The 16,587-nt window shown below is 68.8% G+C and carries 13 protein-coding genes and 1 pseudogene; 6 read left to right on the top strand and 8 right to left on the bottom strand.

What is annotated here, in order from left to right:
* Positions 1 to 95: 95 nt before the first annotated feature.
* On the bottom strand, positions 96 to 1,787 hold the full coding sequence (locus WMF12_RS21945; protein WP_437873465.1) for a polysaccharide deacetylase family protein: 1,692 nt from the start codon (positions 1,785 to 1,787) through the stop codon (positions 96 to 98).
* A 948-nt stretch (positions 1,788 to 2,735) separates the two neighbouring features.
* Positions 2,736 to 2,840 (bottom strand): annotated as a pseudogene (locus WMF12_RS21950) (IS5/IS1182 family transposase); the annotation flags it as partial.
* Between the two features lie 1,040 nt (positions 2,841 to 3,880).
* On the opposite strand from WMF12_RS21950, the gene WMF12_RS21955 reads away from it, so the two are divergent.
* On the top strand, positions 3,881 to 5,668 hold the full coding sequence (locus WMF12_RS21955; protein WP_437873466.1) for a hypothetical protein: 1,788 nt from the start codon (positions 3,881 to 3,883) through the stop codon (positions 5,666 to 5,668).
* Positions 5,669 to 5,866: 198 nt separating this feature from the next.
* Here the strand turns inward: WMF12_RS21955 and WMF12_RS21960 are convergent, their stop codons facing one another.
* Entirely contained in the window at positions 5,867 to 6,526 is a 660-nt protein-coding gene (locus WMF12_RS21960; protein ID WP_437873467.1) for a hypothetical protein, read from the bottom strand.
* Positions 6,527 to 6,604: 78 nt separating this feature from the next.
* A complete protein-coding gene (locus WMF12_RS21965; RefSeq protein WP_437873468.1) occupies positions 6,605 to 7,087 on the bottom strand; it encodes a hypothetical protein in 483 nt (160 codons plus the stop codon).
* A gap of 289 nt (positions 7,088 to 7,376) precedes the next feature.
* Here WMF12_RS21965 and WMF12_RS21970 point away from each other — a divergent pair, with 289 nt between their 5' ends.
* Positions 7,377 to 8,747, top strand: coding sequence for a sigma 54-interacting transcriptional regulator (locus WMF12_RS21970; protein WP_437873469.1), 1,371 nt, complete (start codon positions 7,377 to 7,379; stop codon positions 8,745 to 8,747).
* A 92-nt stretch (positions 8,748 to 8,839) separates the two neighbouring features.
* A complete protein-coding gene (locus WMF12_RS21975; protein WP_437873470.1) occupies positions 8,840 to 10,072 on the top strand; it encodes a GNAT family N-acetyltransferase in 1,233 nt (410 codons plus the stop codon).
* A gap of 99 nt (positions 10,073 to 10,171) precedes the next feature.
* Here the strand turns inward: WMF12_RS21975 and WMF12_RS21980 are convergent, their stop codons facing one another.
* Positions 10,172 to 11,035 (bottom strand): LysR family transcriptional regulator, encoded by an 864-nt coding sequence (locus WMF12_RS21980; RefSeq protein WP_437873471.1) that lies wholly within the window; start codon positions 11,033 to 11,035, stop codon positions 10,172 to 10,174.
* Positions 11,036 to 11,460: 425 nt separating this feature from the next.
* On the opposite strand from WMF12_RS21980, the gene WMF12_RS21985 reads away from it, so the two are divergent.
* Positions 11,461 to 12,714, top strand: coding sequence for an acyl-CoA dehydrogenase family protein (locus WMF12_RS21985; protein WP_437873472.1), 1,254 nt, complete (start codon positions 11,461 to 11,463; stop codon positions 12,712 to 12,714).
* A gap of 95 nt (positions 12,715 to 12,809) precedes the next feature.
* Here the strand turns inward: WMF12_RS21985 and WMF12_RS21990 are convergent, their stop codons facing one another.
* Positions 12,810 to 13,487, bottom strand: coding sequence for a hypothetical protein (locus WMF12_RS21990; protein WP_437873473.1), 678 nt, complete (start codon positions 13,485 to 13,487; stop codon positions 12,810 to 12,812).
* A 387-nt stretch (positions 13,488 to 13,874) separates the two neighbouring features.
* On the opposite strand from WMF12_RS21990, the gene WMF12_RS21995 reads away from it, so the two are divergent.
* Entirely contained in the window at positions 13,875 to 14,453 is a 579-nt protein-coding gene (locus WMF12_RS21995) for a superoxide dismutase (protein WP_437873474.1), read from the top strand.
* A gap of 270 nt (positions 14,454 to 14,723) precedes the next feature.
* Complete coding sequence (locus WMF12_RS22000; protein ID WP_437873475.1) at positions 14,724 to 15,536, top strand: phytanoyl-CoA dioxygenase family protein; 813 nt, start codon at positions 14,724 to 14,726, stop codon at positions 15,534 to 15,536.
* A gap of 34 nt (positions 15,537 to 15,570) precedes the next feature.
* Here WMF12_RS22000 and WMF12_RS22005 read toward each other — a convergent pair whose 3' ends face one another.
* Positions 15,571 to 16,068: an SRPBCC family protein gene (locus WMF12_RS22005; RefSeq protein WP_437873476.1), complete on the bottom strand. Its 498-nt coding sequence runs from the start codon at positions 16,066 to 16,068 to the stop codon at positions 15,571 to 15,573.
* On the bottom strand, positions 16,065 to 16,430 hold the full coding sequence (locus tag WMF12_RS22010; RefSeq protein ID WP_437873478.1) for an ArsR/SmtB family transcription factor: 366 nt from the start codon (positions 16,428 to 16,430) through the stop codon (positions 16,065 to 16,067). Before WMF12_RS22010 ends, WMF12_RS22005 begins: the two co-directional genes overlap by 4 nt.
* Positions 16,431 to 16,587 lie beyond the last annotated feature (157 nt).

Here is a 16,587-nt window from a genome sequence, read left to right on the forward strand (position 1 = left end):
GTATTCCGAGTAGGCATAGAACGAATCAACCAATGGGAGTCGTGCGACGGATGTAATTAGTCGCGACAACGATAGTTCTTGTCATGAAATAGCTTCTAGTTCCCGACGGCGGCAAAATCATCCACCGTGAGAGAGCCAATGGACTCAAGCGCCAAACCGAAGCTCAAGCGACGGGCTGCTGCCGGCGCTACCGGTGTCGTGAACGAAGCCTGCGTCCAGGTGGAGGTTGCAGCGAGCGCAGAGCCCTCGGTCCAGTAGTTCCACGCACCCGCCGTATCCTGATAAAACACCACCATGCGGGCTGTACCCGAACCCTTGTACCAACCTGAAACGGTGTAGGTGCGCCCCGGTTGCGCCGGAGGAGCGCAAGGGCCCGAGTCTTGCCTCGTGACCAGCTTGCGGTCGCCGCTCTTGTAGCGCGAGATGGTTACGTTCTCGGCGCTTGTCCCCGTATGGGCGTCGCTCGTGCGCGCCCATGTCGCGGTGTTTGCGCCATAGCGCCCGCGCTCCCAGCAGTCCGCCACGCCGTTCTCAGGGTTAACATCATCCTCCAGTGAGGCATTGGAGATAGGAATAGAATCCGTGGGCGGCGTGCTCCCGCCCCCGTCTCCGCCATTGCCCCCGTCTCCGCCGCCGCCACCGCCACCGTCTCCGCCGGCGCCACCGCCACCGTCTCCGCCGCCGCCGCCGCCACCGCCACCGTCTCCGCCACCGTCTCCGCCGCCGCCACCGTCTCCGCCACCGTCTCCGCCGCCGCCACCGCCAGCGCCACCGCCACCGTCTCCGCCGCCGCCGCCGCCAGCGCCACCGCCAGCGCCACCGCCACCGCCACCGCCAGCGCCACCGCCACCGCCACCGCCACCGCCACCGCCACCGCCACCGTCTCCGCCACCGCCCCCGTTAATGACTTGATCGACCGTCTTGACTTGAATGTTCATGGTCGATCTATTGCGCTGAATCCAGTTCAGAACGGCGTCAAAGTCGGCGACCGCGAAACCGTATTGTTCATTGCAATCCGTACAGATGTGATGAAAAATCAACGGCACCCACCCGCCACCGTTGCGGTGCGCATTTTCGATCCAGCCTGTAATCGCGCCCACCGACGTCGTTGACTGGATAGAGCCATAGCCCCGAATTAGCTGAGCGTTTTGCGGAGGAATCGTCTCGGCGGCATTCGTCGAACAGCTTCCACAAAGACCACTGACACCGCGCGCGCTGGTGAAGCCGCAGTCGCGGGAGATACCCTGAAGCGCGACGTTCGACTCTCCGAATGGGTAGGCGAACGATGTCACCGAGAATCCGGGATTCTCCGGAGCAAATAGATCCATCAACGCCCTGCGGTCGTCGCACATCTGCCGCACCTGCTCGCTTTCGCTGAGGGTAGTGAGGTGCGGATGGGTCAGCGTGTGGCCGGCAATCTCATTACCATCATTCAGCAGATCTTGGATCTGCTGCTGGGTCATGTAACCACTCCGGCCGATGCGTGGGCTGTTGAGGTAGAAGGTACCGTGCATACCGTACTCTTTGAGAATGTCGCGGGCCACATACTGGTCCGCAATGGTATCGTCGAACGTCAACGACACCACAACCGATCCAGGATCCTCAATCGCGGCAATGGATTTACCGACATTCTCTCGACTCTCCGACGATCTTTCGTCTTCCTCGCCCGACTCAGTGCTGCATCTGGGTTGAAAGACCAGAACCAAGGCCATTCCGAGCACATAGGACGTGGTCCGTATCGAAGCAGCGCCCACCTGTTTCTTATCAAAGACTCGACAAGAGAGCATGTTTCACCTGTAGTTTAGAGCGAGACACGAGGTAATGAATTGCGTGCCTAACGTGCATGTCACGCATTCGAAAATCATTTACCTTGGACCTCTTCCGTGTGGCTTGCAGGCCATGGAAAGGGTTTCTCCTTTGGACTCAAGGGATTGGCGAGCTTCGGCTGCCCCCGGCAAAACCGCTGGCTTTGATGTCACCCAGGTTCCGCCGTTACTCCAACAGAACGGACGTTCGAGGTGCAAGAGCTTCAGCTATCGAAGGCGACCGGGGGGGGATTGTCGCTACAATCGGATCTACGATATCGCATCGCGATAGTCTAGAGGATAGTGGCGCCGCTACAATCCGATGCATATCGGGATGCGAGTACAATGCTGGCAGATGTCCCCGTCGCTCGGGGCTCAGCTACCATGCTGTCCGAAGCCAGTCTGCCCTAGGCGGTTATAGCACCTGCGCAAAGCCGCCTCCGGAGCGAGCATCTCGGAGCTTCCTCGCAACACCCCTCTTGGCTACGGGGCTCGTCCGCGCCGATGCGCGGGAGTCCTGCGGCAGAGGAGGATGGCGTTGGCGCCGCGGGACGTTGACGACGGTGTTCTCCCGCTGGACGACCCCTGCATGCCCCGCACACCTCGGTCTCACAGTCGGCTCCAAGCCGCGCTGACGATGGTGCTCACCGTCGTCAACGTGCCCGTTGGCCGCGACTCGCTCCGCCGGCTTTGTGGCATCGTACATCGCGAGCCCAGCTCGTCGCCGAGAACGCCCTGCGCGGGTAGGAATCGCAAACGCCATCCGAAGATCATGGGAAGGAAGTCGGAGCGTTTAAGAGACGTCAAGCCCCGACTGCGGGACCTGCCCTGGGTTGACAGAACGTAAGCGTTCACCGCCCGGATCTGCGATGGACGCCGTCCTACCCCCCGTGTCAGAGAAGTTGTCGCGCTGGCTGATCCGCTTGGAGCCTATCCCAATAGGCCAGCCGCGCGCCAGGTGATGATCCCGCAAGCGAAGTGCAGAAGGGCGAGGTAGGTGTCCGCGCGCTTCGACCAGCGGACGAGGTTCGCCCGAAATCGAGTCATCCAGCGGTGGTTCCACCTCTGCCCAGATGGCGTCGGGGATCCTCCAGCCGTCGTCCTCGTGCTGCTTCATCTTCCGGCGGCTGCCGCGTCACACGCCGATGTCAAATGTGCTCACCGAAGCCGGTCCCCTGTGGAAAGGTCTCGCCGACATAAGAGAAACCATGTTCAAGAGCGCGAACCTCTTCACTTGCTCTCCCTTTCCGGATTTTGTCTTTCTTCCAAGTCCGTAGTCCGATGTCGCACGTCTCGAGGGCCGCCGGCCCATGACCATCGTTCCTCTGGCGAATCGCAGAGCTCTCCGTCAGTGGGCGGCGGGACAGCAAGCAGTCGTCCGCGAAGCCCAGCGCGGCTCAAGAAAATGCACCGGTTCACACGGAGACATGTCCCGAGCCCGAGCGTGGTGCCCCGGGCGGAGCCCCCGGCGCCAGCGCGGGAAAGGCGGTGTGTCACAGGCGAACTTGTGCAGATCCTTTCGACCTTCATAAGGAGGTCACATGGGCAGACACGCTATCTCCCGCGACGTGGGCCAGAGGGATAGGACGGACCGGAGCGCCGGTTCTTGACCGGCAGGTGCTGACCGGCACGCGCCCCCGCCGCCCCCCTCGACCCGTCCTCATCGCCCTCGCGCCGGTGGTGACGCCGTCGAACAGGAGTTGGGACGGGCTGATGCATGATTCCGAGCCTCATTGGGTCGGTTCGAGTTTAGCCGGAACATCGGCAGAGACGCGTGCTCGATCTATCGCGCTCGCCGCGAGCGCAGCGTGTATGTCACCGACCTGCGCGATCTGAACGTCTTGCGCGCGTAACGGATAGAGCACGTGTCCGGGTCACCCCGCGCTCCTCGGCGACAGGGCTCGAACAGCGCAACTCCCCAGGAGACCTCGCCAATCGCACAAATGTGATCGATCTCACATTTCTCCCGCGACCCCTGCCCCAGGGCGGAGTGAGCCGCAGGTAGGGCGGCGCCGCGCGAGGCGCTCCGGTCCATCTACACGGCGCGCGCGAGCTACCCTACGTTGTGGTCACGAATGAAACCGGATCCTTTTGATCGCTTCGCGCAGTGGCTCAACCACCCTCGCTTCGTCCAGGCCGTCTTGCTCCTCGCGCTCGCCCTGGCGCTGCCCACGGTGGCGATCGCCTTCTATGCCGATGACTACATCCTGTTCTGCTACCTCGCGAAGCTGATCCCTGGCTCGCCTCCCTGGTACGATCTCTACAACTTCTTTCCCGGCGTTCCGGAGGAGACACGGGCTGCCGTCTCCATCTCCGGGCTGCCGTGGTGGACCGATCCGGAGCTCAGGATCCACCTTGTCCGCCCCCTGGCGAGCGCGCTGTTCACGCTGGAGCGCGCGGTCTTCGGCGACACCCCGCTCGGGTACCACCTTGTCTCGATCGGGCTCTACGTCGCCCTGGTCGCCGCCGCCGGCAGGCTGTTCCTGCGGGTTCTCCCGGGCGCGACCGCGGCGCTCGCGCTGCTGATCTTCGCGGTCAGCGGGAACCACGTTCACCCGGTCGGCTGGATTGCGTGCCAGCACATGCTGCTCGCGGCGCTCCCGGTGGTGCTCGGGCTCGTTGGATACCTCCGCTACCGCGAGGATGGGTGGCGCCCCGGGCGGTACCTGGGCCCGCTCGGGCTCGGGCTCGGGCTCCTCGGCGGCGAGGCGGCGCTCGGCGGGGCGGCGTACTGGATCGCCTATCAGCTCGCCGGTCCCGTGCCGCCGGGCCGCGCGGACGGCTGGCGCGCCCGGGCGGCCGGCGTGCTCCCGGTGCTCGGCCTCCTCGGGTACTTCGCCGCGTACAAGGCGTTCGGCGGCGGCGCCGCGCACACCGGCGGGTATATCGACCCGCTCAACAGCCCGCTCGCCTTCGTGGCCGCCGCGGCGGAGCGGCTGCCCATCCTGATCGGCGGCGCCCTCGTGGCCGTGCCCGCGGATCTCTCCGTCCCGCTCCCCAAGCTCCCCTTCATCGCGGTCGGGCTCGCGGCGGCCGCCGGCGTCGCCCTCCTCTACCGCGCATGCCTCCCCGCGGTCCCCGAGCGCGAGCGGGCCGCCTTGCGCTGGCTCGTCCCCGGGGCGCTCCTCGCGTTCTTCACGAGCCTCGGGGGCTTCCCCGGCTCGCGCCTGCTGCTGATGCCGGGCCTCGGGATCGCGCCGCTCCTCGCCGTCGTCGTGCTGCGCGGGCTGCGCCGCGCCCCCTCGCCTGGGGTCGCGTCATGGCCCCGCCGCGCCGGCGCCGGTTTCCTCGCCGCCGTGCACCTCGGGATCGCGCCGCTCCTTTTCCTCGCCGCCACCGCATCGAGCATCGATATCGCGCGCAAGCTCGAGGACATCGCCCGCACCGCGGAGATCGACGCGCCGCCCCGCAAGCGGGTCTTCATCGCGGCCGCCTCGGATCCCATGGCAGCCATGTACCCGCAGGCGATCCGCGCCCTGGAGTCGCCCGATTCGTTCTCCTGCTGGTCGATCCTCTCGATGAACAAGGGCACGCACCGCCTCACGCGCACAGGCCCGTCCTCGTTCTCCCTGGGGCGCATCGACGGGACGATGCTGACCGGGGCGTTCGAGACCCTCTATCGCGCGCCGTCCTCGCCGATCGCGGCGGGCTACGAGGTCGGCCAGTGCGGCGCCACGATCCGGGTCGCCGAGGTCGCGGACGGGAGGCCCATGCGGCTCGAGGTCGATCTGGGCGCGCCGCTCGAGGATCCGGGGCTCGTCATCCTGGCGTGGCGCGACGGGAGGCTCCGCCGCGTCGCGCCGCCCGCGGTCGGCGAGGCGGTGGAGTTCCCGTGGTCGCCGGGGCCGATCGGGTTCTTCTGAGCTCTTCCGGAGGCCGCCAAGGACGCCAAGAACAGCAGTTCCCGCCCACCTCTGCACCAAGCAGAGCGGCAGCAGAGCGGCGGTCACCCGCACAGGAGACGGGCCCAGATCGGCGTTTTCGGCGCGCAAGCGCACTCCGGTGCGCTGAGCACCGAAAACGTCGAGGTGGGCCCGTATCCGAAGCGGGTGCCCGTCGCTCTAGAGGGCCATCGGCAGCGGCGCGCCCTCGCGACCGACGTAGGCCACGGTCACGAGCTCGCCTTCCCGTGGGTCGTTGACAGGCAGGGTGAAGAATCCCCCTCTCCAGAGCGTCTCCTGCGGGCTCATGAAGGCGCTCCGGACGAACTGCTCGTATTGCTCGAAGTCCTGGTGCACCGTCTCGACACGGCACATCGAGCTCCGGCACTCGATCGAGCGGAGCGACGAGGTGTCCGGGAGCGCCGCGCTCAGCTTTTCCCGGGCCGCCTCGCGCGCCTCGGCGCTCCACCGGGTGTCGGTCCCCTGCTGCGTGAACGTGTCCTCCAGGCGCTCGCGCACCGCGGCCAGCGCGGCCGCGCGCTGCTCGACCGTCGGGGCGCTCTCGCTCGCGTCGCCCGGGGGCTCCGGCGCGGGTGCCGCGGGCGCTTCCGCCGGCGGAGCCGCGGGGGCCGGCGCGGCGGCCTCGATCCACCGCTCGGGCCGGGGCGCGGCGCCGGCGAGGGCCGCGCCGCTCTTCGTCGCCTCGATGGCGCGCGAGAGCGCGCCCATGTCCTCGCGCATGCGCGCCATCTCCGCCTCGTCCCGCCGCCTGTCGACGGCGAGCGTCGCGACGGCGCCGGCCGCCGCGAGCACGATCAGAACCTGCCAGATCCTCTTCATGACTCCCTCCGTCGAATGGCGCGCCGGGCCGGAGCCGTGAGAGCGCGCGCCGCGCTCCCACGGCGGCCGCGGCCCCTCTCAGTAAACGAGCTGGACCACCTGCGCGCCCGGACCGACCGCGCAGGCGGCAAACGGCGAGGTGTCGGGATAATAAGGGGTGTCCGGCAGCTTGATGTTCTCGAACCACCCCGTCGTCGCAAGGTCGACCCCGCCGCCGGACCAGCCGCCCCCCGTGGCCTTGTCGAAGACGAACGTGGCGCAGTTCATCGTGGTGGTCCAAGTCGGCTTCTTCGCGGTCACGGTGACCCTCGCCCAGTTGTTGAAGGGGCCAGGATCCATCACGAGGGGGAGGATGATGACCGAGTTGCCGCAGCGGTGCCCGCCGACGAAGCCGTCGTTGATGAGGCTCCCGTAGCTCTCGCTGAAGCAGCTGGCCTCGGCGGCGTCCCTGGTGCGGCCGATGAATGCGGCGGTGTTCCTGGCCGAGGCGTCCGGCGCCACGCCGACCGTGGCGAGGGCGGAGGCGACGGCGAGCATCGAGAGCTTGAGGATGGGTTTCATGGGATTCTCCATTCGGGCGCCTTATGGACGCGCTGCCGGTGATGCGCCCCATCGCCGCGCGTTCGAGGTGTTGTTGTCCATGGCCCGTTGACCGTGGACCGTTATCCGCGGACCGCTGGCCGCTGACGTTTCACCGTTGAGCATCGAGCGTGCCAGCCGCGTCCCGCGCGGATCGCCCGGTGGCGGAGCGCCCTTGTCGCGCGCCCGTCGCACTCCCCTGCGCCGGCGTGGCCTGGGCGGCGACAGCGCCACCGCGCGGGGCGCGACGCCGCCGTGGTATCGTGGCGCCATGGCGAGCGGACCCCCGAAGAGAGCAGCCCAGAGCGGCGGCGATACGCTGACCCACCCGGGCGCCCGCCCGGACGACAGCGCGGGCATGGTCCGCCGGTTCCGCATCGAGCTCGTGGAGGGCCCGGCGAAGGGTGCTGTCTGGGACTCCTCCGCCGATCGGTGCTCTATCGGGTCGAGCGAGGGCAACGACCTCGTGGTCGCCGACGCCACGGTCTCCCGGTTTCACTGCGAGATCCGCATCGACGACGCCGGGGCGCGCGTCCGCGATCTCCGCAGCCACAACGGCACGGTCGTCGACGGGGTGCACGTGATCGAGGCCTTGCTGCGCACCGGCAGCCTCATCCGGCTCGGGAAGACGGTCGCCCGCTTCGAGTTCGGCACGGAGCACAACCGCCTGCCGCTCTGGGAGGAGGCGCGGTTCGGCGCGCTCTCGGGCGCGTCGGCGGCGATGCGGGCGGTGTTCGCGCTCCTCTCGCGGTCCGCCGAGCGCGACGTCACCGTGCTGCTCGAGGGCGAGACGGGCACCGGCAAGAGCCAGGCGGCCCGCTCGATCCACGAGCGGAGCGCGCGGCGGGACAGGCCGTTCGTGGTCGTCGACTGCGGCGCGATCCATGGGAACCTCATCGAGAGCGAGCTCTTCGGCCACGCGAAGGGCGCGTTCACCGGCGCGGGCGAGCAGCGGATCGGCGCCTTCGAGGAGGCGTCGGGCGGGACCATCTTCCTCGACGAGATCGGCGAGCTGCCGCTCGACCTCCAGCCGAAGCTCCTGCGGGCGCTCGAGGCGCGCGAGATCCGCCGCCTCGGGACGAACACGCCGAGGTCGGTCGACGTGCGCGTCATCGCGGCCACGCACCGGGACCTGCGCGCCGAGGTGAACGCGGGCCGCTTCCGCGCCGATCTCTATTTCCGGATCGCGGTCGTGCGGATCCCGATGCCGCCCCTCCGGCAGCGCCCCGAGGACATCCCGGCGCTGCTCGACGATCTCCTCGCCTCGCTCCACGCGACGCCGGACGAGGCGGCGACGCTGCGGGACCCGAGGGTGATCGCCCGCATGACGCGCGCCGCGTGGCCGGGCAACGTGCGCGAGCTCAGGAACTACGTGGAGCAGTACCTCGTGTTCCGCGCGCCGCCGCCCGTGAGCGAGCTCGCGCCGGTGAGCGCGCCGCCGCCGGTCGACGCGAGCGTGCCGTACGCCGAGGCGCGCGACCGGGTCCTCTCGGACTTCGAGCGCCGCTACTTCGAGGCGCTGCTCCGCGCCCACGACGGCAAGGTCTCGCGGGCCGCGGCCGCCGCGGGGCTGGATCGTCGGTACCTGTACCGCCTGCTCCACCGGCACGGGCTGGGGCCGGAGCGCGAGCCGGAGGGGTAGCGCCGCGGCGTCAGAAACTTGGACAGGGTTGGCGGGGTCCGGATAGGAGGGACCATGCTCGATCCCACGCCGTGGGCGAACCGCTCCTACCGATGGCGGGTACGCTCCTGAAGACTCCGTCCCTCACCGTCCGCTCCCCCGCTCCGGTCGCCGACGCGACGGCGGTGATCGAGATCGCGGCGCGCACCTTTGGCAATTACGCGAGCTTCCGCGCCGACTGCGCCGCCTGGTACGTGAACCACAGCCACTACGACTGGGACGCCTCGGTCATCGGATTCCTCGGTGACGCGATGGTCACCCACTGGGGCGTGTGGGGTTACCGGATGCGGATCGGTCGGGCGGAGGTGCGCTGCGGCGGCATCGGCGCGGTGGCCACCGAGGCGGTCCACCGCGGGAAAGGGCTCATGGCCCGCACGGCTCCGCACAGCCTCGACCGCATGCGCGCCCGCGGCTATCACCTCTCGATCCTGTTCGGGATCGACGACTTCTACCACCGGTTCGGCTATGTGCCGGCCTGGCCCGAGTCGCGGTGGCGCGTGAAGCTCGCCGACCTCCCGGCCACGCTGCCTCGGCTGCGCGGCCTGCGCCGGATCCCGGCGGCGCCCACGCAGGCGCTGGTGCGGCTGCACAACCGGTGGAACGCCGGCCTCACCGGCACGGCGGTGCGGCCGACCTTTCTGCGCTCGTGGAGCGGCATGCGCAAGGACGTCGAGGCCTGGTGCTGGGGCGCCGATCGAGAGCGCCCCGAAGGGCATGTCGTCGTCCAGGCGGGCAGGAGCCGGCTCGTGTGCGCCGAGGCGACCGGCGCACCGGACGCGGCGCTCTCGGCGCTCGGGGCCCTCTGCCGGCGGAAGGCGCTCCCCGAGCTCCGCTTCGACACGCTCCCCTACCGCTCGGCGCTCGCCGCGCGGCTCCGGACGCTGAACAGCCGCTACGAGCAGCGGTATGCCGCCAATGGCGCCGCGATGGTCCGGGTCGTCGACCTCCCGGGATGCCTCGCGGCGATGGCGCCGGAGCTCTCGGCCCGGCTCGCCGCGTCCGAGCTCGCGGGCTACCGCGGCGCGCTCACCCTCGCCAGCCCCGAGGAGACGGCGACGCTCCGCCTCGATCGCGGCCGCGTCGAGGTCGTCCGCGGGCGGAGCGCCGCGGCGGCGCGCAGCGCGGTCCGCGGCGGCTGGGCGGTGGCGCGGCTCCTCCTCGGCTCGGACGCGCCGCTGGAGGTGTGCGACGCGGGGGAGCTCCGGCTTACCGGAGACGCCGCCCGGCTCGTCCCGGTGCTCTTCCCGGCGCAGCACCCGCAGCTCACGCTGGCAGATAGGTTCTGAGGCCGCCGGCTCATTCATCTTCACCCCGCCTGATAAAAGGCCGGTGTACCGACATCGCATGTCGCAGCAGAGGGGGATTACACGCGCGCCCGGGCAGGGTCACGACGGCGCGGCGTCGACCTCGATGGGTCGGCTGGCGAGGAGGTCGTCGAGCAAGGTGCGCAGCGCCACCGATTGGCTGGCGGCGCGGGTATACAGCGCGGTCGCTTGAATCACCGGCAGCTCGACGTCGGGGAGCAGGCGTACCAGCGTTCCTCGTTCCAGGTCACGCAACACAAGGAATTCGGGCACGAAAGCGATGCCCAGCCCGGCCCTCGCGGCGTCCCGCGTGACGATCATGTTGCCGGTGCTCATGCGCCAGGGGACGCGCACGGTCTCCCCGCCGACCCTCCACTGGACGATATCGGGCCGCGTGACGACGGCGTCATGCTGGGCGAGCTCGGCGGGCCTTTGGGGCATACCGTGCTGCTCCAGCCAGGCCGGCGAGGCGACGATGACCATGCTGACGTCGGCCAGCTTGTGGCTGATCAGCTCGCTGTCCTCGATCGCCCCCATCCGGATGGCCAGGTCGTAGCCGCCGTTGACCAGGTTGACGCGCCCGTCATGGAGGTGCAGGTCGATGCGGACCGCCGGATAACGCCTCATGAACGAGAGCAAGCGGGGCGCGATCGCCGCGTGGCCATAGGCGACGGGCGCGGTGATGCGCAGCAGCCCGGAGGGAGCCGCGTGGAGGCTCTTGACCTCGGCGGTCGCCTGCTGCGCCTCTCGGACGATGGGCTGGACCTTGTCGAAGAAGCGCCTGCCCGTATCCGTCAGGCTGAGCGCGCGCGTGGAGCGGATCAGCAGCGGCGCGCCGAGCCGCTGCTCCAGCAGCGCGAGGTTGCGGCTGAGGGTCGCCTTGGGCAGGCCGAGCGCACGGCCGGCCGCGCTGAGCGAGCCTTCCTCGACGATGCGCACGAACATCGACAGACCGGTCAGATCATCGGGCTCCCTCAACGTTCCACTCCTCGAACGCGGCCGTTCCAGGGCGCCCTCTGGCGCCGTCCCGGGCATCTTCGCATACTCCGGACGTGATCCTAAGCGTGGCGGCGCCGGCGCGGCGTCCCGCCTCGCGGCGATCCGCGCCGATGTGCGGCGCCGCCGTCGGCGATGCCGGTTCCCCCGAGGCCCCAGAGGGCGCAGCGCGTGCGCCGTCGGCTCCGCCCTGCCACGACAGCCGCGCGTGCGGCCATCCCTGCAGCCGCTGGCCTGGCTGCAGGGGCGAGGTCGTCAGCGCTCTTCGTGTTCGCTTCGATGTCGGCCCGATTCGTCGCGCCGACGCGCGTGCCCCTGGCCGCGCCGATCGGGTCGCGCCAGCCGGCCAATCTTCGCCCCGCGAGGCATAACCTATGAGTCTCGAACACTCCTCGATCAGAACCGTGGCCATGAAGGCCCCCGGTCGGATGAGCCCCGCCGCCGACGCGCCGTCGTTGGAGAGCCTGGTCTCCACTGCGCGCGAGCTCGTCCCTCGCCTCCGCGAGCGGGCCCAGCAGACGGAGATCGAGCGCCGCATCTCGGAGGAAACGAACCAGCTCTTCCATCACGCCGGCTTCTTCCGGCTGATGCAGCCGGCTCGCTACGGCGGCTATGAGTACGGCTTCACCGCGCTGCTCGACGTGATCAGCGAAATCGGGCGGGGCTGCACCTCGTCCGCCTGGGCGTGCTCGCTCGGGGCGATCCACCAGTGGCTGCTCGGATTGTTCCCGGCGCAGGCGCAGGACGACGTGTGGAGGGCCAATCCCCGGGCGATCATGTGCGGCTCCTACTCGCCCATCACCTCAGCGCAGGCGGTGGATGGCGGGTACCTGATCCAGGGCAAGTGGCGCTTCGCCTCGAACATCGACAACTCACAATGGGCCATGCTGGGCGTCCAGCTCCCGAAGGAGAGCGACGCCGCCCCCAGCGCCGGCTTCTTGCTCGCGCCCCGCTCCGACTGGTCGATCGAGGACGACTGGTACGTCGCGGCTCAAGCTGGCACCGGGTCCAAGACAGTGGTCATCGACAAGCCGACCTTCGTCCCGGGTCATCGGAAGCTCACCTTCGCGGAGGCCGCGTCCGGTGCGCCTCCCGGGGCCGCGGTGAACCCCAACCGTATTTACAGCATCTCCTTCCTCTCGGCGATCCCCGTCTGCCTCGTGGCCCCGCTCCTGGGTACCGCCCAAGGCGCCATCGACGCCTTCATCGATCTCTGTGAGAACCGCGTCACTCGCGGCGGCATCGGAGGCGCGGGGGCGCTCCTAAGCCAGTTCGCTCACGTCCAGTCGCGTCTGGCCGACGCCGCCGCCGCCGTGGACGCGGCGAGGCTCGTCCTCGACCGCGACATCACCGAGGTGGAGCTGACAGCGGCCCAGGGGAGGTCCGTGAGCGTCGAGAAGCGCATCCGCAATCGGCGAGGCCACGCCTACGCGGCGAAGCTGTCGCACGCCGCCATTCAGTCGTTGTTCTCGTGCGTCGGTGGCAGCAGCCTGGCGCTCGGTCAACCCATCCAGCGCATGTGGCGAGACGGCAATGCGATCGCCCAGCACATCACGCTCAACTGGGACGCCGTGTCCACGATGGTAGGCCAGCACATGCTGGGCCTCGATCCGAAGGGGGCCTACTGAGCAAGGACCGCGAGAGAGCGCCGTTTTCGCCTCGCGCGGCCAGCGCGGGGAGAGCTCGGCGCGCGGCGCGCGACGCGCGCCGCCCGCGCTCGCTCCTACAAGCGCTCGATGATGAAGCTTCGGATCTTGTTGTCGAAGTTGAGGGGAGCGAGGTTCGCGTCTGCCGTGAGGACGCGCGTAGTCGTGGGATACCCGATCCACCCGTCGGAGACCGTCACCTTGAAGCCGGGGGGGACGCGGACGGAGCTGATCCGCAAGTCCCATGCGGTCCAGGGGCTGGCGAACAAGAGGGCGGCGCCGACACCGTATGCGAACGAGTCACCCGAGAAGCTGGCGTTCTCGTAGAAGGTGACCGCGTCCAGCTGCGGGTCCGAGGCGTGCGCGACGACGAGGCTCGAGATGGTGTCGTCGAAGCCCGCGGCCACGAGGTCCGTGTCCGAGGTGAAGACGCGCACATCCCACCCGAAGTTGTCTCCGAAGAAGGCCGTCGCCCGGAGCCCGGCGGGGACCCTGATCGCGCTCGCGCTGTTGTCGCCGATGGTCGCCATGTCCGCGAGCGTGTAGCGGCCGATCCCGAACCCCTGCGAGACGCCGGAGAAGTTCGAGCTATCGTAGAGCACCACCTCGTTGATGATGATCTCGGACGACGCCGACCCGAGCTCCTCGAGCGGCTCGTCCGACACATCGGCGCCCGAGCACGCCGTGGAGAGGCCGAGCGCGGCGCCGGCGCAGACCACGAGACCCAGCGTATGACCAAGTTCTTTCTTCTTCATCCTGTCCCCACATCGTCCTTCTGCTCAAGGATCACGTCCAGAGTATGCGGCGTTACCCGGAGCGGGACCAGACGGCGATCTGGAACGGCGGCGTTCGAGGCATGGAACAAGGCGCCATCCGTCGGCTCGGCAGATTTTCTGAACCGCTGGCCGGGAGGCCGTCTCTCCAAATGGATGGAAAACTGCCAACTCATTGGCAAGGCGCCACGCGCGCCCACCGAGTTTGCTACGCTGCCGCCGGACCCGGCGACGTGGAGCGGCTGTCTGGCCGCGAAGCGCGGACGTTCGATCCGTGGCTCGAGCGCCACCCGAAGGTCTTCGCCTAGCTACTCACAACGGGCTGCGACGAGCGCGTAGCCGTCGACACGCAACACGAGGAACAGAACCATGACCTTCACTCTTCCCGAGCTCCCCTACTCCAGAGACGCGCTGGTCCCCCACATCTCGGCCGAGACGCTCGACTTCCACCACGGCAAGCACCACAACGCCTACGTCACGAAGCTGAACGAGCTCGTGGCAGCGGACGCGGCGCTCGCGGGCAAGAGCCTCGAGGATCTCGTCCGCACGACGTCCGGCGCGGTCTTCAACCAGGCAGCTCAGGTGTGGAATCACACGTTCTACTGGCACAGCATGAAGCCGCAGGGCGGCGGTGAGCCTCCCGCCGCGCTCCGTGCGGCGATCGACGAGGCGTTCGGAAGCGTGTCGTCGTTCAAGGAGAAGTTCAGCGCCGCGGCCATCGGTCAGTTCGGCTCGGGCTGGGCTTGGCTGGTGAAGAATGGCTCAGGCAAGCTGGAAATCGTGCAGACGGGCAACGCCGGGAGCCCGCTCACGGAGGGCAAGACGCCGCTGCTCACGTGCGACGTGTGGGAGCACGCGTATTACATCGACTACCGCAATGCCCGGGCGAAGTACGTCGAGGCATGGTGGAACCTGGTGAACTGGGACCACGCCGCCTCGAAGCTGTGACCCGCGCGCTCCCGCGAAGGCGGCGTCGAGGCCGCTCTGTGTCAAGCATGAGAGCGACCAGCCTGAGCTGATGCAGAGCGGGGCCGCGCGGGCGTCGGCCTCGTGAGGCTGAGATCACTTGCCCGTCCCGCGCGCGTGGGCCGGGCGCCTGGAGCGCCGCATTCTCCTCCGACGACGATGATTCCGGCAGTGGTGGGATGGGGATGAACCGGCGGAGAGCGAGCGCTGAGCTTGACGACTCCGCTCGATCCACCAAGCTCGGCCCGAGCTATGAGCCACGCCCGCCACACCAGCGCCGAGATGGATGAGCTTGCCCGCGCAGCGCAGCGCGATGGGTTCTGCCTGATAAAGAACCTCATTCCGAAGAGCCTGCTGCGCTCGTGGCGTGAGGCCTTCGCGCCGCTCCTCGACGCCCACATCGCGCGTGAGGGGCACCTCAAGAACCGGGGGCCGGGTCGTTATTACGTGACGCTCCCGTTCAAGGCCCCCTTCGCGGAGCCGCGCATCTACGAGGACGAGACGATCCTGGGCGTGGTGGAGCGCCTCGTCGGGGCCGACATGACCATGGTCCAGCTCGCGACCGACACCCCGCTCCTCGGGTCCGACTACCAGGACGTCCACCGCGACACGCCGCCGCTCTTCCCCGAGACCGGGAGAGAGACGCCCGCGTTCCAGCTCGCCGTCAACTTCCCCCTGGTCGACGTCACCGCCGAGAACGGCCCGATCGAGATCGCCCGCGGCACGCACATGCTCTCCAAGGCCGAGGGGATGCGGCGCCTCGAGCAGGGCGAGGTCGCGCTCGAGCCGATCGCCATGGAGCTCGGCGACGTCATGGTCCGCGACGTTCGCGGCCTCCACCGCGGGACCCCGAACCGCTCGCGCGAGCCGCGGCCCATGGTCGTCATCGGCTACAGCCGCCGCTGGCTGTTCCGCCCGGAGGTCTCGATCCGGGTGCCCCGCGAGAGCCTTTCCCACCTGTCGGAGCGGGCGAAGCGCATGCTCCGCTTCAATCCCATCGTCGAATCGCTCGACGCGCGCGAGGAGACGGAGGAGACCGAGGTCTACCAGGCCTTCGCCTACTGACGCGCGACGCCGCTCGCCCAGGCGCGGCAGCCCCTCACCCCGCCCCGAACTTCTCGTCCAGCTTGCTGAGCTGGCTGGTGAAGCCTTCCTTCTGCATCTCGGTGAACTCGGGGCTATGCATGGTGTCGAGCAGCACCACCATCTTCACGCGGTCGCCGAGCTCCGTGAGCTCGACCTCGATGTCGGCCTCGTAGGGCGGTACGCCGGGCAGGAAGTCGATCACATTGCGGAGCACGAGCCGTGTCATGGGCGTGAGCTCGGCGAAGGTGGAGGTGACGGCGTGCGAGGGCGGCTGGCCGATCTCCGCCATGGCGCGGACCATCTCGGGCGTGGCGGCGATCATCTCGTAACGCAGGGCGCCGCCCGGCCTCGCGTCGAGCTCCGCCACGGCGGCCCGGAAGTTTCGCGGCCCCCACCAGGACTCGAATCCCTCTCGCGTGGTCCAGAGGTCCCAGACCTCCTGCAACGTGGCGCGATAGGTGCGCTCGACTCTGACCTTGGATCGGGCCTGGGCTTTGACTGCGGTGTTCATGATCGCTTCCTCGTGGTTGGGCCGCCTTGAACGGCCGGGTTGTTCTGAGCTTGCACACGCTTCTTCTCGAGCGCGGCACCGAAACGATCGAGGCGCTCCTCCCAGAGCTGCCGGTAGCGGCCGAGCCAGTCCTCGAGCTCGCGGAAAGGCTCGGGACGAAGGGAGTAGAGGCGCCGCTGCCCATCGGGTCGCATCGAGACGAAACCTGACTCCGAGAGGATGCGCAGGTGCCGCGACACGCCGGACTGGTGGATCCCGGCCTTCTCCACGACCTCGGCCACCTGTTGCTCGCCAGAAAGGAGAGCCTCGACGATGCGGCGGCGCGTGGGATCGGCCAGGACCTCGAAGACGTCCAGTTGCATGACTATACATATACACAACGGTGCATACGTCGGTCAAGCGCCATGGCACGCGGGGCTGCACGCGCGGCCGGACCTTGCCGGCCCGCGTGGAGCGCGGCTCAGCGCGGCGCAGCTCCGCGGCGGCTCACCTGTGTGTCAGGCGCGAGGGCTCGCGCAG

It is taken from the genome of Sorangium sp. So ce363 (genome assembly GCF_051520435.1).
Classification (GTDB): Bacteria; Myxococcota_A; Polyangia; order Polyangiales; family Polyangiaceae; genus Sorangium; species Sorangium cellulosum_B.